The sequence below is a fragment of the Marinomonas pontica genome (assembly GCF_036322735.1).
GTDB classification, from domain to species: Bacteria; Pseudomonadota; Gammaproteobacteria; order Pseudomonadales; family Marinomonadaceae; genus Marinomonas; species Marinomonas pontica.
In genome coordinates, this window is sequence record NZ_AP027271.1 from 2,343,136 (window position 1) to 2,358,376 (window position 15,241).

Genomic DNA, 15,241 nt, shown 5'->3' on the forward strand with positions numbered 1-15,241 from the left:
CTCGATTAACGAACATCGCCGCCTAACGTACGGTAACCCGCGTAAATTCGTGTTGCCGTTGTTATCCAGCACATCGCAGCAAATACATACGCCAATATTGAAAAGCCATGTGGAAAGGCACAAATCAACAGTAAAAAGACAATCGTTTCCGTCCCTTCCGTTAAACCGCCTAAGAAATACAGAGATTTACGACCATACTCCAAGCGCTCAATATTCCGCTTTTCAGCCATGATAGCGAATGCCAAAAAGCTGCTCCCCGTTCCCATAAATGCAAAAATCAAAAAGCTGGCTGCCAACGCATTCTCGGCCGGATCCATTAAAGCAAAACCAAAGATGACCGCCGAATAGAAAATAAAATCCAAAGTAATGTCCAAATACCCCCCTAGGTCGGTGGGCCCTTGCACTCTGGCAACCGCGCCATCTAACCCGTCCATTAGCCGGTTGATAACCACGAACGCCAACGCCAAAGACGTGTCACCAAAGTACAGTGCGGGTATTACCATCATGCCAACTACGAAGCCAAACAGCGTAATCCAATTGGCTTTTACACCCAATTTATCTATCGCTATTGCCGTCAAACGCAGTGGCTGCTTTAAACTCTTAATAAAAAATGTATCTAACATTTAAACAACCCAATTCTATAAAGACGAACGTTTCAAAGACTTGTTACAATACGAACAATACTCTTTTTGAACGCTAAGGTTTATATGATTCACGCAAAACAATATGGTTCATCTGGACCAAATCTTATTGTTATTCATGGTTTATTCGGTAATGCCGACAACTGGCACTCTATTGCCCAAAGCTTGGCAGAACATTTTACAGTTTACTGCGTAGACCTTCCCAACCATGGGCGATCAGACAGCATGCCTGACGCTACCTACCCTAAAATGGCGCAAGCGATTCTTGATTGGGCAACTGAACAAGGTATTGATACCTACTATTTGCTTGGCCATTCCATGGGCGGAAAAGTGGCCATGCAAATGGCCGCGATGGCTACTGCAGAACAAATAACAAAACTGGTCGTGGCCGACATTGCGCCAGTTGATTACTCGGCAAGCCACACAGACATCTTGGCGGGCTTAAGCAAACTAGAACAGACAGAATTACATTCCAGAAAAGAAGCCGATAGCATACTATCTGACTACGAAAGCAGCATTCCCGTTCGACAGTTTTTATTGAAAAACTTAGTAAGATCAGACCAAGGCTATGCGCTTACCCTGTCTGTAAACAACATTGCCAAAAGCTACGAAACCATTTTAAAAAAGCCGATCATTAAAGCGACCATCAATATTCCGACACTGTTTATTAAAGGCGAGCATTCGGACTACATCATCACCGACTACCAAGACGCTATTCTGAGTATCTTTAAACAAGCAAGCGTCAAAATCATCCCGGGAACAGGTCACTGGCTGCACGCCGAAAAACCAGTACCATTTACCGGTTTAGTCAGACGTTTTTTGCAATAATCAGTCACATTGCGCGTCGGAGCAAAGGCCATATTTGTCTTTTAGGTAGGATGAAGAAGGCAACACAATACCATGTGACTTAATGAGATAAGGGTTAAAACTTACTCTGAGCTTGTTTGGGTAGGCAGGGGCTAATACCCCCTCACCAGACAACCAAGAAACAATGTGCCCTGCAACCGCATCTAACTTAACGTCACTATCAGAATAGATGGCGAACAGAGAGCCAGCCCGGACAAAGGCAAACGAAGGGCCTATCATCACCTGCCGTTTATGGAACAGCAGTTTCAAGATATCTTGCGCATTACCCTCTTTATAAAGCTCGGTATCCACCAATGAAAAAATCATGGTAGATCCTTCCAAAATAAAGTTCACCGCCTTTAAAACCGACAAGCGATCCACATCCGTTTTTAGAAAACGGAACTCGAACCCGTGCATGGCCGCTTGTTTTTCCATGTCTTGCTGATCAATTAAAAGGTTATCACTGTACAGTACTGCCAAAGGCTTACGGTCAAACCAAACCCCCTCTAGCAATGACAAACGCTTTTCTATGGGGGCGCCAGAGAACACGGCGCTATTAGGCACATCACATTGCGGCTGAATATTAAGATATTCTTCTTTACCGATAAACACCGCAACCACGGCGCCTTTTGATGTCACCGAACAGACTTGACGAAAGCTTTCGTCCCCAATAGTTACCACCAAATCGCTTTCTTTTAATGATGCAACGTTTTGTAAAAAGACCGACTGACGAACAGGAGCAATCACGGTATCCATGGGCAACAATTTAGAAAGCTGGAACGTTAGAGATCGTACCGAGCTTTCTTCAGTATTGTGAACCACATAAATCGCCGCAGGTGCATTCATTGCAACCAACAGCAGAACCATCGAAAAAATCCTTTTCACGCTTCCATTAGTCCAAATTAGAAAGTGATATTGGAGAAGACATAGTAAAACGTGTCTTCATCCAAGTTATTGTGCCTATTTACCAAAGCATTACCATCCAAACGTGTTTCCACTCCCAACCCCATTGTCGCTTTGGAGTAGCCGCCCAACGATAATTTACAAGATACCCACGCATTCAAAAACTCATAGTCTCGGCTGTTTAACGCCTCACCATACCAATAATAGCCATTAATAAACCATTGCTCTGTTAATGGTAGACTTGCGAAAAACGACGTCATCACAGGAGACGTTGAATCCAATAACCGTTTATTCTCAGTTTGGGTATCTTGATAAGCATAGGTGAAACGTGTCATTGCGCCAGAACGAAAACGCCAATCTAATTCAAGTTCCGCTCCAGTGATAATCACATCTTCAGTCACACCCTCCTCTAACGCGGCATCAGAGCCACCGCTAGAAAAATATTTTCGGCTTAATACCATGTCGCTAACATCGTCACGGTACAACTTGACATCCAATGACAAGCCCTGAGTCGGCCAATAATGATAATAGCCCATTTCATAAGACGTGATTTTTTCTTCACTTTCGCCTTCATCAGCATAAGTTGTATAGGAACTTTCGCTAGAAGATAAAACATAGTGCCATTTAAAAAACTGGTCGGACAAATCCGGCGTACGCACCGCCTTTGATGCATTAAAGCGAATAGACTCTCTCTCTGATAACTTGTAAGTCAGGCCCAGTTTCGGTGAAAGAAAGGTTCCTCCCATTTGGGTATGCTCTAACATCGCTCCCGTGTTTAATACCCAACTGTCCCCCATCCGATACTCAATGTTAGAAGAAATACGAAATATTTCATCACTGACCTCACCGGAAAAGTAATGCTCAGACTCCGCTTCGTCCAAACGATACCCAAGTGCTGAGATCACACGCAAATCTTTTGAGGCTTCCCAAGTACTTTGAACTTCTATGTCTTGTCGCGTTTCAACCAAATCCACCACATAGGAATAGTCAGCGTCAGAATCATATTCAACACCACTGTCACGAGCGGTAAAAAAGTAATTGTAAAAAGTAGAGGTTAACGTGACATCGTGGTTTTCAGTTTGATCAGAACGATCATAGTAGTACTGAACTTTTATTTCATGGTCAGACGAAACCTGCTTACTGTAACTCAGCTTGATATGCTCACGATCCGTTTCTCGTACAGGGTCATTTATATCGTAAGAAGGGTAATCGTCGCTATAGACTTCAGGGTCTGTATTGGCCTTTAAATGACTCGCACCGATGTCCAAATCAAAAAAACTGTTGTACGTTTCTTTCTGAATAAAAACGTTCCCCATAGTGGAACCATGTCCGTCATGGCGATCATCCCCATTCACATCGGTATCAAAGCCGTGCACATTATTGGTAGACGCAGATGCACGATAACTCCAATCGCCATTCAAGCCACTGTGCTGACCATACAACCGATAATCACCACGAGAACCAGAATAAGCCGAGATACTGTCTCCTAAGGTTTCTAACGGGGATCGAGTGATAATATTCACCACCGCAAAAAAGGAGTTGATACCATAACTGGCGGCATTGGGGCCTCGATTGACTTCAACCCTCGCCACATCTTCAATATTCAAAGGCAAAGATGTCCATTCAACACGCGCTTTACCAGCACTGTAAACCGAACGGCCATTCACTAACACTTGAATACGACGATACTCTTCTAATTGCGTACCGTGGTAAGACACAATTTTTTGACTGGACGCTTTATAAGGAAACACCGCAAAACCAGGGACAAACTGCAGTAAATCTTCGACATACTGCATATTCAACCGACGGATAAACTCCCCATCCAAAACCGACAAGGTAGAAGACACATCCACCCTAGGCTGAGCAATCTTAGACGGCGTAACCACCATCGGAATACTGTCAAAAAAACCATCGTAAGTGTCCAACTCTGCCCCTGAAAACGCAGACAGGCTGTCTAATTCAGCCAACGCAACCGAACTAAACGACACAGAGAACACCAAACAAACCCAACGTATCATAGAGACTTCAACCTGTACCCATCAGCCAAATAAGTCCCTAATATTCGTACTTCTTCCGAAAAAAAACGCAATTCTTCCAGTGCCGATTGCATCGCCGCTGATTGAAAATGCGCCTCCACGTCAACATAAAACTGCGTCGCAGTGAAATTCCCATTCACCATGTAACTTTCTAACTTAAGCATATTTATTCCCTGCGTCGCAAAACCGCCCATTGCCTTATACAAAGCGGCCGGAATATTGCGAACACGGAACATAAAAGACGTAATATAAACGCTGCCTTCTTCAAGAACAGGCATCTTTTGTTGGCGAGCAAACACCAAAAATCGAGTTGTATTCCCCACAGAGTCATTAAAATACGTTTTCAGTACCTTTAACCCATAAAGTTCGGCCGCCAATTCTGACGAAATAACCGCCAAACCAGGTTCATCAAACTCAGCAATGTGCTTTGCAGCTCCGGCCGTGTCATACATGGCCTGACTTTTCGCCCCCAGCGCTTTGATATTATTATCGCATTGCGCCAGTGCCTGAGGATGGCTACCGATTCGAGTAATCTGTTCCAAGCCCATAGAATGCCTGGCGATCAAACAATGGTTAACGGGCTCAAAATGCTCTTTTACCACATACAACTGAGTTCGTTTTAATTCTCTGTAAATTTCTTCTACACGTCCCGCCGTTGAATTTTCTACAGGAATCATCGCGTAATAAGCATCGCCCCGTTCAACCATATGCAAAGCATCGGCAAAGGTGGCGCAATGAACACTGCTCCAGTCAGGAAAAGTGTGTTTACAAGCAAGATGCGAATACGCACCCGGTTCACCTTGGTAAGCAACGACCTGCATTGCATCAAGAGTTAAGTGTTGATCTGGCATAGTGGCATCGTTTCTGTGGTATATTTCGCTAACATTAACAAATAGGCGTCATTATTTACATAAAAATGACACTAACCTGCACGTCAAACAGACAAGAAATCATGAAAAAAGCGTTCATTTTGCTCGTAAAAGGCTATCAATATTTACTCAGCCCATTACTGGGAAACAATTGTCGTTTTTACCCTAGCTGTTCCCACTACATGATCCAAGCAATCGAACGATTTGGCATTGTTAAAGGGGTGTATTTAGGGGGGAAAAGGTTGTTGAAATGCCACCCATGGCACGAAGGCGGAATGGATCCCGTTCCACCTTGTTCATGCACACAAGACAAAACACAAGATCCACATCATTAGACTAAGAAGCTGCGGTCATTTGTAATTTCAAATCACTCGCAACTAACACGGCCTGCGTTCTATTGTTAATTCCAAGTTTGCGAAAGATAGCGGTGATATGCGCTTTGACCGTGGCCTCAGAAATAGACAGCTCATACGCAATTTGCTTATTCAGCAAACCTTCATGCAAATAGCACAACACCTTATATTGTTGAGGCGTTAATTCGGCGACTTTATTTTGCATAGAAAGGTCTGGCTTAGGATGGTCTGCGACCAACTGACGAAGATCGTCAGGTAGCCAAATATCCCCAGCCAAAATAGCGTGAATGGCTTGAACGTAGGTCGCAGGCTCACTGGTTTTGGGAATAAAACCCAGCGCACCAGCATCAATAACCTTGGCCACCATCTCGCTGTCTTCACTGCCCGAAATGACTGCCACTGGCACATCTGGAAAGTCTTTACGAATCCGAATCAAACCATAAAGATCACCACTGCCAGGCATGTTCAAATCCAGCAAGAGCAAATCAAGATCTTCCAAGTGCCCTAAACACTGCAAAGTCGAATCCAAATCATGGGATTCGACTATGGCAATTCCCTGTATTTCAGCCCGTAATGCGCCGCTAAGCGCACTACGGAACAGAGGATGATCATCCGCGATAACAAGTGAAATCACTGCCTATCCTTTTAAACTGTGTGAGCGATCACACATTTAAACGGTTTTCGATTAAATCATCAACCACACTTGGATCTGCTAATGTACTTGTGTCACCAAGCTGATCATGTTCGTTGGCGGCAATTTTACGCAAAATACGGCGCATGATTTTACCTGAGCGCGTTTTTGGTAAGCCTTTGCTTGCCCACTGAATCAGATCTGGTGTTGCGATCGGCCCAATTTCTTGACGAACAAACTGCTTCAACGACTTGGTTAATTCTTCATCTGGGGTCACCCCAGCCACCGCACTAACATAGACATAAATCCCTTGCCCTTTTATGTCGTGCGGATAACCCACAATAGCCGCCTCTGCCACCGAAGGGTGAGCCACCAAAGCGCTTTCGATTTCTGCTGTGCCCAATCGATGGCCAGACACGTTTAAAACATCGTCCATTCGGCCAGTAATCCAGTAATGGCCATCCGCATCGCGGGAAGCACCGTCACCCGTGAAATACATGCCATCAAAAGTACTAAAGTAGGTTTGCTCGAAGCGCTCGTGGTCGCCATACACAGTTCTTGCCTGACCCGGCCAAGAATCCGTAATAACCAAACCACCTTCTACTAACACTCCTTGAGCGTCTTGCAAGACGCCCTGAGCGTCAACCAAGGCGGGCTGAACACCAAACAACGGCCCTGTACAAGAACCAGGTTTAACATCACCTTGCACAATTCGTGGTGTCATCATCATGCCACCAGTCTCGGTTTGCCACCAAGTGTCGACAATAGGGCAAGAAGAGTTACCAATTTCACTGTAATACCAAGACCATGCTTCTGGGTTAATTGGCTCACCCACACTGCCCAAAATTCGCAAAGTGTCTCGCTTACTGGATCGTGTTGCTTCATCACCCTTAGCCATTAGCGCTCGAATAGCCGTTGGTGCGGTATACAAAAGCGTCACACCAAATTTATCAACTACGCGGCCAATGCGACCTGAATCTGGGTACGTTGGCACGCCTTCAAACAAAATACTCGTGGCACCATTCGCCAACGGACCATAAACCATGTAACTGTGGCCTGTAATCCAGCCCACGTCAGCGGCACACCAGTAAACATCATCGGCTTTAAGATCAAACACCAACTCGTGAGTCAGGGAAGCGTAAACCAAATACCCACCCGTGGTATGCACCACACCTTTTGGTTTGCCTGTTGAACCAGAAGTGTAAAGAATAAACAGTGGATCTTCTGCGTTCATTGGCTCTGCTGGACATTGCGTGCTTTCATTGGCCACTTCTGCAGCCCAATTCAAATCACGCCCTTCAAACCAAGGCACGTCTTTTTGGGTGTAACGATACACAACAACGGATTCAACCGATGGACACGCATTGTTATCTAACGCCATATCAACATTGTGTTTCAGCGGAATAGTGTTTCCCGCACGACGACCTTCGTCTGCGGTAATCACCAGCTTCACTTCACAATCGTTCAAACGATCCGCGATAGCGTGAGCAGAAAACCCACCGAAAATAACAGAATGAATAGCGCCGATGCGAGCACAAGCCAGCATACTGTAAACGGCTTGCGGAATCATTGGCATGTAAATAGCGACACGATCGCCTTTTTTGATGCCTTTACGTTTTAAAAGGTTGGCTAAACGTGCCACTTCGTCATGCAGGGTTTGGTAGGTGATCGCGACTTTTTCATCGCTTTCTTTGTCACCTTCGCAATAGTAAGCGACTTTGTCAGCGGACGTTGCCAAATGACGATCGATACAGTTGTAAGCAACGTTCAATTCGCCATCTTCAAACCATTTAATGCTGACTTCGCCACGTTTAAATGAGGTGTTTTTGACTTTGGTGTAAGGTTTAGTCCAATCCAAACGCTTACCAACCTCGCCCCAAAACGCATCTGGGTTTTCAATCGATTCTTGATAGCGTTTTTCAAATTCTGCTTGACTCACATTGGCATTTTTTGCCGCCTCATTTGAGGTTGCGCTATATAATGACTTCATAACCCGCTCCATTGTTAAATTTGTTATTCGGATGCTGAACTACTATAACCTGACAGACTTGCCAATCTATTCCACTTTAGTCTTATGACAAAAAGACCTTAGGAAAACCGTCCGGCCTTTACAAAAAATGGCAGATGTATTTGCTGTTTTTTTGTTGGCTCGGACCACGCTTCTCGGATAATTGGCGACGCATTCAATAAAAAATCATCGCCGTGCTCCTGTATTCGCAACTGAGAAGCTGACCACGTTCGGATAAAATCCAATGTTTGCGTGACAGACCAATGACAATTTAATTCAAACTGCGGCACGTCAATAAGTTCTAATGGAAACTCAATGTCACGGTACTGATTCCACAACAAGCGACTCTGCGGAGGCCAATAAGGCGCAAGATGAGGCAGCACGGTTTCGGCAATGGCTTTGTCTTCGGCATCGCCAACTTGCAACCAGTTATAGCCCCAACAAACAAAAATCCCCCCCGGTTTTAGCACTCGTCTCAGTTCTGCCCAAAACGCATCTAAATCAAACCAATGCAGGGCATGCGCCACACACACCACATCAAAATAATGATCGGGGTAAAGTGTTTTTTCCGCTGGAAACACCTGATAATTCACCTTGCGATGAGGCGTTGCCGCCGTCACTTGCGATTCGCTGATATCAGACGCCTCAACACGGTCGAAATACGCAGCAAGATCAACGGATGCTTGGCCAGTACCGCATGCACAATCCCATACAACACTGGAAGAAGGCACTTGTTGAGACAACCAATAATACAACTCGGCCGGATACATGGGTCGAGTTCGGGAATAACTAATCGAAGATTGTCCATCAAACGTGCGCATAGAAACCTCTAATTCCAATTGCATTTTCACCTCAACAACGTCATGAAAGGCTTCAAATCATCCAACATCATTGTTTCAACCAAGCTCACTGGATAACAACACCCCATATTGATCGAGCACCTGACGAGCCTGCTCAACACCCTTTACCCGATGCGCCTTCATGCCTAATGACAACGCCGTATCGATATTAACCTGATTATCATCAATAAAAAGAATCTGCTCAGGCGCAACACACAAGCTACGAATAACATGAAGGTAAATGGCTTCGTCAGGCTTAACAAACCCCACTTGATGAGACGCATAATAACTGTGAAACTTCCCCGCCAACCCCATTTCGTCCATGAGCCTTGGCCAATGCGCCGCGTTCGTATTCGACAAAATTGCACGATGGTACTCAGGCTTCACAGCATCGACTAAAGCCAATGCTCCAGCAAACAAGCCTTTTGGCCATGATTTAAACGTCGTTTTAAAAAGCGCTTTGTCGGCATTACTGCCCACTTCTGTTAACAAGTCTTCTGCAAATTGATCAAACGAAATATTGCCCGAATCAAAGGCCGCGACAGACGGTGATTGTAACCATTTCAGCCACACATCGGATTCTTCACCATGCGTATTCAACATAGCATGCATTTCAGAAACATCACCCAAATCCACCAGCACATTGCCTAGATCAAACAGTACAACACGAATTACTTGTTCTTGCTTCATTATTTTCTCACTTTGAACCATCGGCAATATTTTGCTCACACAAAAAAAGAGAAGTGACAAAATAGCATGTTAAACGGTATTTTTACTCGCTTACATCATAAGCAATTTTTTGCCGACAAAGAAACGTCAACAATAAGCAATAATTTGCGCAAAAGTATGTAAAAAAGTAAGAATAGAAACAGACTAAAAATAAAATCATTAATTTTCAATAAGTTATATCTTTGGCACGATAATCGCTATAGATTAATTTAACCAACCCCACCAATAGGAGAAAAATAATATGAAATTGGGATTCGTTACTAAAGCCATTCTTTCTAGTGCTACTGCTGCAGCAATTGCGTTGTCAGCAACAGGCGCCTCTGCGGCGGACAACCGCAATTACATTCTAGCAACAGCATCCACTGGGGGAACGTATTATCCCGTTGGTGTTGCCATTGCGACACTGAGTAAAGTGAAGCTGGAGCCAAAATTCGGTTTATCCGTGTCTGCGATTAGCTCTGCAGGGTCCGGTGAAAACATCAAATTGCTCCGCGAGAACCAAGCTCAATTTGCCATTCTACAAGGCTTATATGGTGCATGGGCATGGGACGGCGAAGGCCCATTTGAAAGCTCAGGCAAACAAACTGAGCTGCGCTCTGTTTCCATGCTGTGGCAAAACGTAGAACACTTTGTTCTAAAGTCCGATCTTGCCAAAACGGGTACGGTTGCGGATCTAAAAGATATCGAAGGTACGAATCACAAATTCTCCATTGGTACCAAAAACTCAGGCACAGAAGGTTCTGGTCGTCAGCAGCTTAAAGGCCTAAACATTGATCCAGACAAATTCGCTTTGGCTTATATGGGTTACGGTGCAAGCGCCGATGCCATGCAAAACGGCAACATTGATGGTATGAATACTCCAGCTGGTGTTCCAGTAAGTGCCGTCACAAGACTCTATGCGTCCATGGGCGATAAAGTGAAAGTTCTGGACTTTACTGACCAACAAATCAAAGAAGCCAATGGCAGCTATGATTTATGGACACGTTATGTGATTCCAGCAAACACTTACCCAGGCCAAACAAAAGACATCAACACCGTCGCTCAGCCTAACTTCCTAGCCGCTCGTGCTGACCTATCGGAAGACGATGTGTATGAGTTGACTAAGTCCTTATATGAAAACTTGTCTTATCTAAGTGCGATTCATAAAGCAACGTCTGTCATGTCTATCGAAAAAGCCATTGCAGGCCTTCCTGTGCCACTTCATCCAGGTGCAGCACGTTACTACCGTGAACGCGGTATTAACATTCCGGCTCGATTGATCGCAAAATAACACCGCAAAACGGTGTCAACGCGCCGTACCTTGTACGGCGCGCCTCTCTTTCTTTGCACAACTTGTTTTTGTACGCATTTAAGGTAGCTTGTCTATGACTGCTTCGTCGCAACCCACCGCCTCTAAAGAGGTAAACCTTGATGATTTTGAAACCAAATACCGTACCGGGACTTGGTTAAATCGTTTGGTGTTTACCATTTCTATATTTTTAGCTGTTGCTCATATTTACATCAACACCATAGCAACATTGCCGGAACTCTGGGTATCTGCTTTTCACTTTGCTGGATTCGGAGCCTTATGCGCCCTGCTTATTCCTGCCCATCCAACCTGGCAGAATAGCAAAATAGCCATGTTTTTTGACAGTGCCATCGTATTGGCTTTGATCGGCATGGTGCTGTACATCATTTTTTTCGAAGATGCCCTTTACGCCAGAGGCGTCACATTTAATACGGCCGATTGGATCGTCTCCAGCATTGCCGTGTTGTTATCATTAGAGCTTATCCGTCGCACTAGCGGTTGGTTTATCCCCTTTCTGATCGTCGTCGCATTGACCTACGTTGTATTATGGGGAAGCTGGCTTGGCGGCATGTTTAACTTCCCTGGATTAAGCATGGAAACGCTGCTGTACCGCAGCTTCTTTAGTACCGACGGCATGTTTGGCTCTATTTCCCGAATCTCATGGAGCTTTGTCTTCATGTTCATTTTATTCGGTGCCTTTTTAGTGAAATCTGGGGCGGGTGACTTCATTATTGATTTGTCTCGCTCTCTCGCCAGCAAAATGATTGGTGGGCCAGGCTTTGTGGCCGTATTGGGATCAGGTCTTATGGGCTCGGTATCTGGCTCTTCGGTTGCTAACACCGTTTCTACTGGCGTTATTACCATCCCATTAATGCGCAAAGCCGGCTTTCCTGCACGTTTTGCGGCAGGTGTAGAAGCCGCCGCGTCAACGGGTGGACAGCTCATGCCGCCAGTCATGGGGGCTGGCGCGTTTATCATGGCGTCTTACACTCAAGTATCTTACGTTACCATCATCAGTGTGGCCGCGATTCCTGCGCTTTTGTACTTCTTGTCTGTCGGCTTTTTCGTCCGAGTTGAGGCTAAGCGCAGCAAAGTCATCGCGACAGAAAGTGATGACGCCGTGAATATGTCACAAGTGCTGAAAGACGGCTGGCATCACATTGTTCCGCTAACCGTGCTAGTCACTTTATTGGTGCAAGGTTTTACACCGACTTACGCTGCTGGCATAAGCATCTTGGCGGTAATAGCGGCGTCATTCCTTTCCCGCAAGCACCGAATGGGCCCTGCGAAAATTCTTGATGCGATGGCACAAGGTGCCAAAAACATGTCAACTACTGCCGTTTTACTGGTCGGAATTGGTTTAGTGGTTAACGTCATCAGCACCACTGGAGTGGGTAACACTTTCTCATTATTGATCACCAATTGGGCTGGCGGAAGCCTGTTCTTCACCATTATTTTAGTGGCCATCGCGTCGTTAATTTTGGGGATGGGATTGCCTGTCACGGCGTCTTATATTGTATTAGGCACATTGTCTGCTCCCGCATTGTTTAATCTGATTGCTGAAAGCCAGCTTTTGGAAATGATGTCTTCCGGCAGTTTACCTGAAGCCGCTAGCGCCATTTTCATGTTGGTGGACCCTTCTGCCATCGCCACCTTGGCGCAAGGCATGCCGATGGAACAAGCTCAAGCCTTATTAGCGCAAGTTCCTAATGACTTTAAAGGCATGTTAATGGATCAGGCATTGGGCGCTCAAAGCGTGGCGATGATTTTGGTCACTGCACACATGATCATCTTTTGGTTGTCCCAAGACAGTAACGTCACACCACCCGTGTGTTTAACCGCGTTTGCGGCCGCTGCTATTGCCAAAACACCGCCAATGCTAACGGGCATGACGGCGTGGAAATTGGCGAAAGGCTTGTACATAGTGCCATTATTAATGGCCTACACGCCTTTGATCGGTGGCGATACCGAAACACTCCTGCGTCTTTCGTTCTTTGCCATCTTTGGAATGTATGCACTAGTTGGGGCAATGGAAGGCTATCTGGAAGACAAAGTGTCTATTCCGACTCGTCTCGTACTGCTAATAGCATCCACTATGATGCTGTGGCCCAACCTTGATTTGTGGATTGAATGTGTTGGTTTGGTATTGTTCTTGGCGGTCTTTATTAAGGGTAATAAGTCCTACAAAAAGAGCCTATAAAAGCATTCTGATAAAGCACTAATAAAGACACTTATTGCGACACAAAAAGGATTCTAAAACGCAAAACGGCCTACCTTGATTAACAAGATAGGCCGTTTTTTATGCCGATTGTAAACGTCTAAATATCGACTTAGGTAAACGCTTATTCCGATACTTCTGACACATCCGAATCAAGGTCGCCATCTAATTCCAGCCTCGCATCAGTACCGGAAAACTCTGCCTTTGTACTCGCCATCATGCTGACCCACATAGACACATTCGCATCATAGTCACGACGCTGATTCTTTGGAATAGATTGCGTTGTCGGAATGTCCGTGGTCATTGGGTTTACAGGTCTGCCTCGAATGTGCAGTTCATAATGAAGGTGCGCCCCTGTGGTTCGGCCAGTATTCCCCGACAATGCAATCACTTGACCACGTTTAACCTGCTGCCCTTTCTTCACCAGGATTTTACTTAGGTGCAAAAAGCGCGAGCCATAAGGCCCTGTGTAATCAATAACAATGTATTTACCCGCGTACTTATGTGTCGCCACCCGCGTCACAACACCATCACCCGTAGCAAGCACCTCTGTACCAGACGGCGTTGCCAAGTCGACACCATTATGTGGCGCTGGGTGCCCTGTGATTGGGTGTAAACGGTTAGCATTAAACGGGGAACTAATACGGTATTGTTTGCGGGTTGGCCAACGCAATAAAGCCGGCGTTAGGCTGTTACCTGACTCATCATAAAAACGCCCATCCGAATGCACAAACGCACGATAAGTTTGGCCTTTTACCGTAATTTCCAGCGCTTCTAATTGATCTTCACCGACTTTAACACCATCGATGCTGCCTTTTTTAACAACAAAATCAAACGCATCACCGGCTCTAAGGTCTTTGCGAAAATTCACTCGCCCTTTTAAGACATCGTTAATGATTAATATATTGGTATCAGACAGCCCGGCTTTTTTCGCAGACAAATAAAAGTTGCCGACGATTTTGCTGTGTACGGCTTCGTGATTGTAGGTAATTGGCTTAATGTGCTCTTCATAGCTGTAGCCGCCATTATCATGCTGCACATAAGACACGCTTTTACTCATATCCAATCGGCGAGTCAACTCGACCAAGTCGCCATTTTCATCCAATTTGAACGTGAATTTATCATTTGGTAGCAAGGGTTCGAGCACTAAATACTCTTGATCGGCTTCTAATACCGCATACAAAGATTCTCTCGGCAAACCCAATCTTGCAAAAATACGCGCCAACGTATCACCCGATTTGATCACATACTCAATAGACGGTAGTGGCGCAGGAACCGCTTCCACATTTTGCAAGGGGTCTGTGGTGATTAAGGAATCATAATCATTGTCTTCGTCGGTATTCGCGCTGACAGGGGGTAACTCGATTGGCGCTGGGGTCTCTATATCGACACTGGGTAGAACATACTCTTTGGGATTTTCTGTTGGCGACACAAGCGATCGGTAAACAAACAACAGCACAACAAAGGTGGCAAAAATGATCGATAACCAAGCTCGCGGGCCAGATAAAGCCCAACGCGAGAGGCGTGTAATAAACTGCATAAATAAAAAACTCATTAAACAAAAAATGGTTCACCAAGAACCTGACTATGCACTACCGCTGTAGGTCGCACACGTTCTCAATATATGACAAAAACAGAACCACACTTTGTCTCATGTGCCATTTCCTTGCCACTGCTGGAGTGCAAATAATCACAGTCCATACTTTTTTCGCCTGCGGTTTTTCGAAACCAATACGAAACAAGCATTGAAGCTAATTTTTTTCGGGCAAGAATACGGTATTTCAAACTCTAAAGAAATACTTAGTCCATTGAAAACCGTCTATGAAGTGCTTCTTTTATAAGCAAACGACATAACGTCCAACGACAGGTCGTTTTCACGC

At 45.2% G+C, this 15,241-nt stretch carries 13 protein-coding genes; 4 read left to right on the forward strand and 9 right to left on the reverse strand.

From position 1 onward, the window contains the following. Positions 1 to 5: 5 nt before the first annotated feature. Positions 6 to 623 (reverse strand): CDP-alcohol phosphatidyltransferase family protein, encoded by a 618-nt coding sequence (locus AABA11_RS11030; RefSeq protein ID WP_338267880.1) that lies wholly within the window; start codon positions 621 to 623, stop codon positions 6 to 8. A gap of 84 nt (positions 624 to 707) precedes the next feature. Here AABA11_RS11030 and AABA11_RS11035 point away from each other — a divergent pair, with 84 nt between their 5' ends. Next, positions 708 to 1,469 carry an alpha/beta fold hydrolase gene (locus AABA11_RS11035; protein ID WP_338267882.1) on the forward strand — a complete coding sequence of 254 codons (762 nt, stop codon included), beginning with the start codon at positions 708 to 710 and terminating at the stop codon, positions 1,467 to 1,469. Here the strand turns inward: AABA11_RS11035 and AABA11_RS11040 are convergent, their stop codons facing one another. The 3 genes from AABA11_RS11040 to AABA11_RS11050 are packed head-to-tail and all read right to left on the reverse strand — an operon-like array spanning position 1,470 to position 5,277. Next, positions 1,470 to 2,354 carry a hypothetical protein gene (locus AABA11_RS11040; RefSeq protein WP_338267884.1) on the reverse strand — a complete coding sequence of 295 codons (885 nt, stop codon included), beginning with the start codon at positions 2,352 to 2,354 and terminating at the stop codon, positions 1,470 to 1,472. Positions 2,355 to 2,389: 35 nt separating this feature from the next. Beyond that, positions 2,390 to 4,408: a TonB-dependent receptor plug domain-containing protein gene (locus AABA11_RS11045; RefSeq protein WP_338267887.1), complete on the reverse strand. Its 2,019-nt coding sequence runs from the start codon at positions 4,406 to 4,408 to the stop codon at positions 2,390 to 2,392. Next, entirely contained in the window at positions 4,405 to 5,277 is an 873-nt protein-coding gene (locus AABA11_RS11050) for a prephenate dehydratase (protein ID WP_265729713.1), read from the reverse strand. Before AABA11_RS11050 ends, AABA11_RS11045 begins: the two co-directional genes overlap by 4 nt. A 101-nt stretch (positions 5,278 to 5,378) precedes the next feature. Here AABA11_RS11050 and yidD point away from each other — a divergent pair, with 101 nt between their 5' ends. After that, positions 5,379 to 5,630, forward strand: coding sequence for a membrane protein insertion efficiency factor YidD (gene yidD / locus AABA11_RS11055; RefSeq protein WP_265729712.1), 252 nt, complete (start codon positions 5,379 to 5,381; stop codon positions 5,628 to 5,630). A gap of 1 nt (position 5,631) precedes the next feature. On the opposite strand, the gene AABA11_RS11060 is transcribed toward yidD, so the two are convergent. The 4 genes from AABA11_RS11060 to AABA11_RS11075 all read right to left on the reverse strand — a co-directional run bounded on the left by AABA11_RS11060 (position 5,632) and on the right by AABA11_RS11075 (position 9,816). Next, entirely contained in the window at positions 5,632 to 6,282 is a 651-nt protein-coding gene (locus tag AABA11_RS11060; RefSeq protein WP_338267892.1) for a LuxR C-terminal-related transcriptional regulator, read from the reverse strand. Positions 6,283 to 6,310: 28 nt separating this feature from the next. Further along, positions 6,311 to 8,269, reverse strand: coding sequence for an acetate--CoA ligase (gene acs, locus AABA11_RS11065; RefSeq protein WP_338267894.1), 1,959 nt, complete (start codon positions 8,267 to 8,269; stop codon positions 6,311 to 6,313). A gap of 98 nt (positions 8,270 to 8,367) precedes the next feature. After that, positions 8,368 to 9,132 carry a class I SAM-dependent methyltransferase gene (locus AABA11_RS11070; RefSeq protein ID WP_338267896.1) on the reverse strand — a complete coding sequence of 255 codons (765 nt, stop codon included), beginning with the start codon at positions 9,130 to 9,132 and terminating at the stop codon, positions 8,368 to 8,370. A gap of 51 nt (positions 9,133 to 9,183) precedes the next feature. Continuing rightward, positions 9,184 to 9,816 carry an HAD family hydrolase gene (locus tag AABA11_RS11075; protein WP_338267898.1) on the reverse strand — a complete coding sequence of 211 codons (633 nt, stop codon included), beginning with the start codon at positions 9,814 to 9,816 and terminating at the stop codon, positions 9,184 to 9,186. Positions 9,817 to 10,096: 280 nt separating this feature from the next. On the opposite strand from AABA11_RS11075, the gene AABA11_RS11080 reads away from it, so the two are divergent. Together AABA11_RS11080 and AABA11_RS11085 are read left to right on the forward strand one after the other, a co-directional pair. Further along, positions 10,097 to 11,125 (forward strand): TAXI family TRAP transporter solute-binding subunit, encoded by a 1,029-nt coding sequence (locus AABA11_RS11080; RefSeq protein WP_338267900.1) that lies wholly within the window; start codon positions 10,097 to 10,099, stop codon positions 11,123 to 11,125. A gap of 94 nt (positions 11,126 to 11,219) precedes the next feature. After that, positions 11,220 to 13,343: a TRAP transporter permease gene (locus AABA11_RS11085; protein ID WP_338267902.1), complete on the forward strand. Its 2,124-nt coding sequence runs from the start codon at positions 11,220 to 11,222 to the stop codon at positions 13,341 to 13,343. A 142-nt stretch (positions 13,344 to 13,485) separates the two neighbouring features. Here the strand turns inward: AABA11_RS11085 and AABA11_RS11090 are convergent, their stop codons facing one another. After that, positions 13,486 to 14,901, reverse strand: coding sequence for a peptidoglycan DD-metalloendopeptidase family protein (locus AABA11_RS11090; protein ID WP_338267905.1), 1,416 nt, complete (start codon positions 14,899 to 14,901; stop codon positions 13,486 to 13,488). Positions 14,902 to 15,241: the final 340 nt, after the last annotated feature.

Excerpts from the sequence above, each read along its gene's own strand:
- AABA11_RS11030 (WP_338267880.1), bottom strand. The coding sequence starts at position 623 with ATGTTAGATACATTTTTTATTAAGAGTTTAAAGCAGCCACTGCGTTTG.
- AABA11_RS11035 (WP_338267882.1), top strand. The coding sequence starts at position 708 with ATGATTCACGCAAAACAATATGGTTCATCTGGACCAAATCTTATTGTT.
- AABA11_RS11040 (WP_338267884.1), bottom strand. The coding sequence starts at position 2,354 with ATGGTTCTGCTGTTGGTTGCAATGAATGCACCTGCGGCGATTTATGTG.
- AABA11_RS11045 (WP_338267887.1), bottom strand. The coding sequence starts at position 4,408 with ATGATACGTTGGGTTTGTTTGGTGTTCTCTGTGTCGTTTAGTTCGGTT.
- AABA11_RS11050 (WP_265729713.1), bottom strand. The coding sequence starts at position 5,277 with ATGCCAGATCAACACTTAACTCTTGATGCAATGCAGGTCGTTGCTTAC.
- yidD (WP_265729712.1), top strand. The coding sequence starts at position 5,379 with ATGAAAAAAGCGTTCATTTTGCTCGTAAAAGGCTATCAATATTTACTC.
- acs (WP_338267894.1), bottom strand. The coding sequence starts at position 8,269 with ATGAAGTCATTATATAGCGCAACCTCAAATGAGGCGGCAAAAAATGCC.
- AABA11_RS11070 (WP_338267896.1), bottom strand. The coding sequence starts at position 9,132 with ATGCAATTGGAATTAGAGGTTTCTATGCGCACGTTTGATGGACAATCT.
- AABA11_RS11075 (WP_338267898.1), bottom strand. The coding sequence starts at position 9,816 with ATGAAGCAAGAACAAGTAATTCGTGTTGTACTGTTTGATCTAGGCAAT.
- AABA11_RS11080 (WP_338267900.1), top strand. The coding sequence starts at position 10,097 with ATGAAATTGGGATTCGTTACTAAAGCCATTCTTTCTAGTGCTACTGCT.
- AABA11_RS11085 (WP_338267902.1), top strand. The coding sequence starts at position 11,220 with ATGACTGCTTCGTCGCAACCCACCGCCTCTAAAGAGGTAAACCTTGAT.
- AABA11_RS11090 (WP_338267905.1), bottom strand. The coding sequence starts at position 14,901 with ATGCAGTTTATTACACGCCTCTCGCGTTGGGCTTTATCTGGCCCGCGA.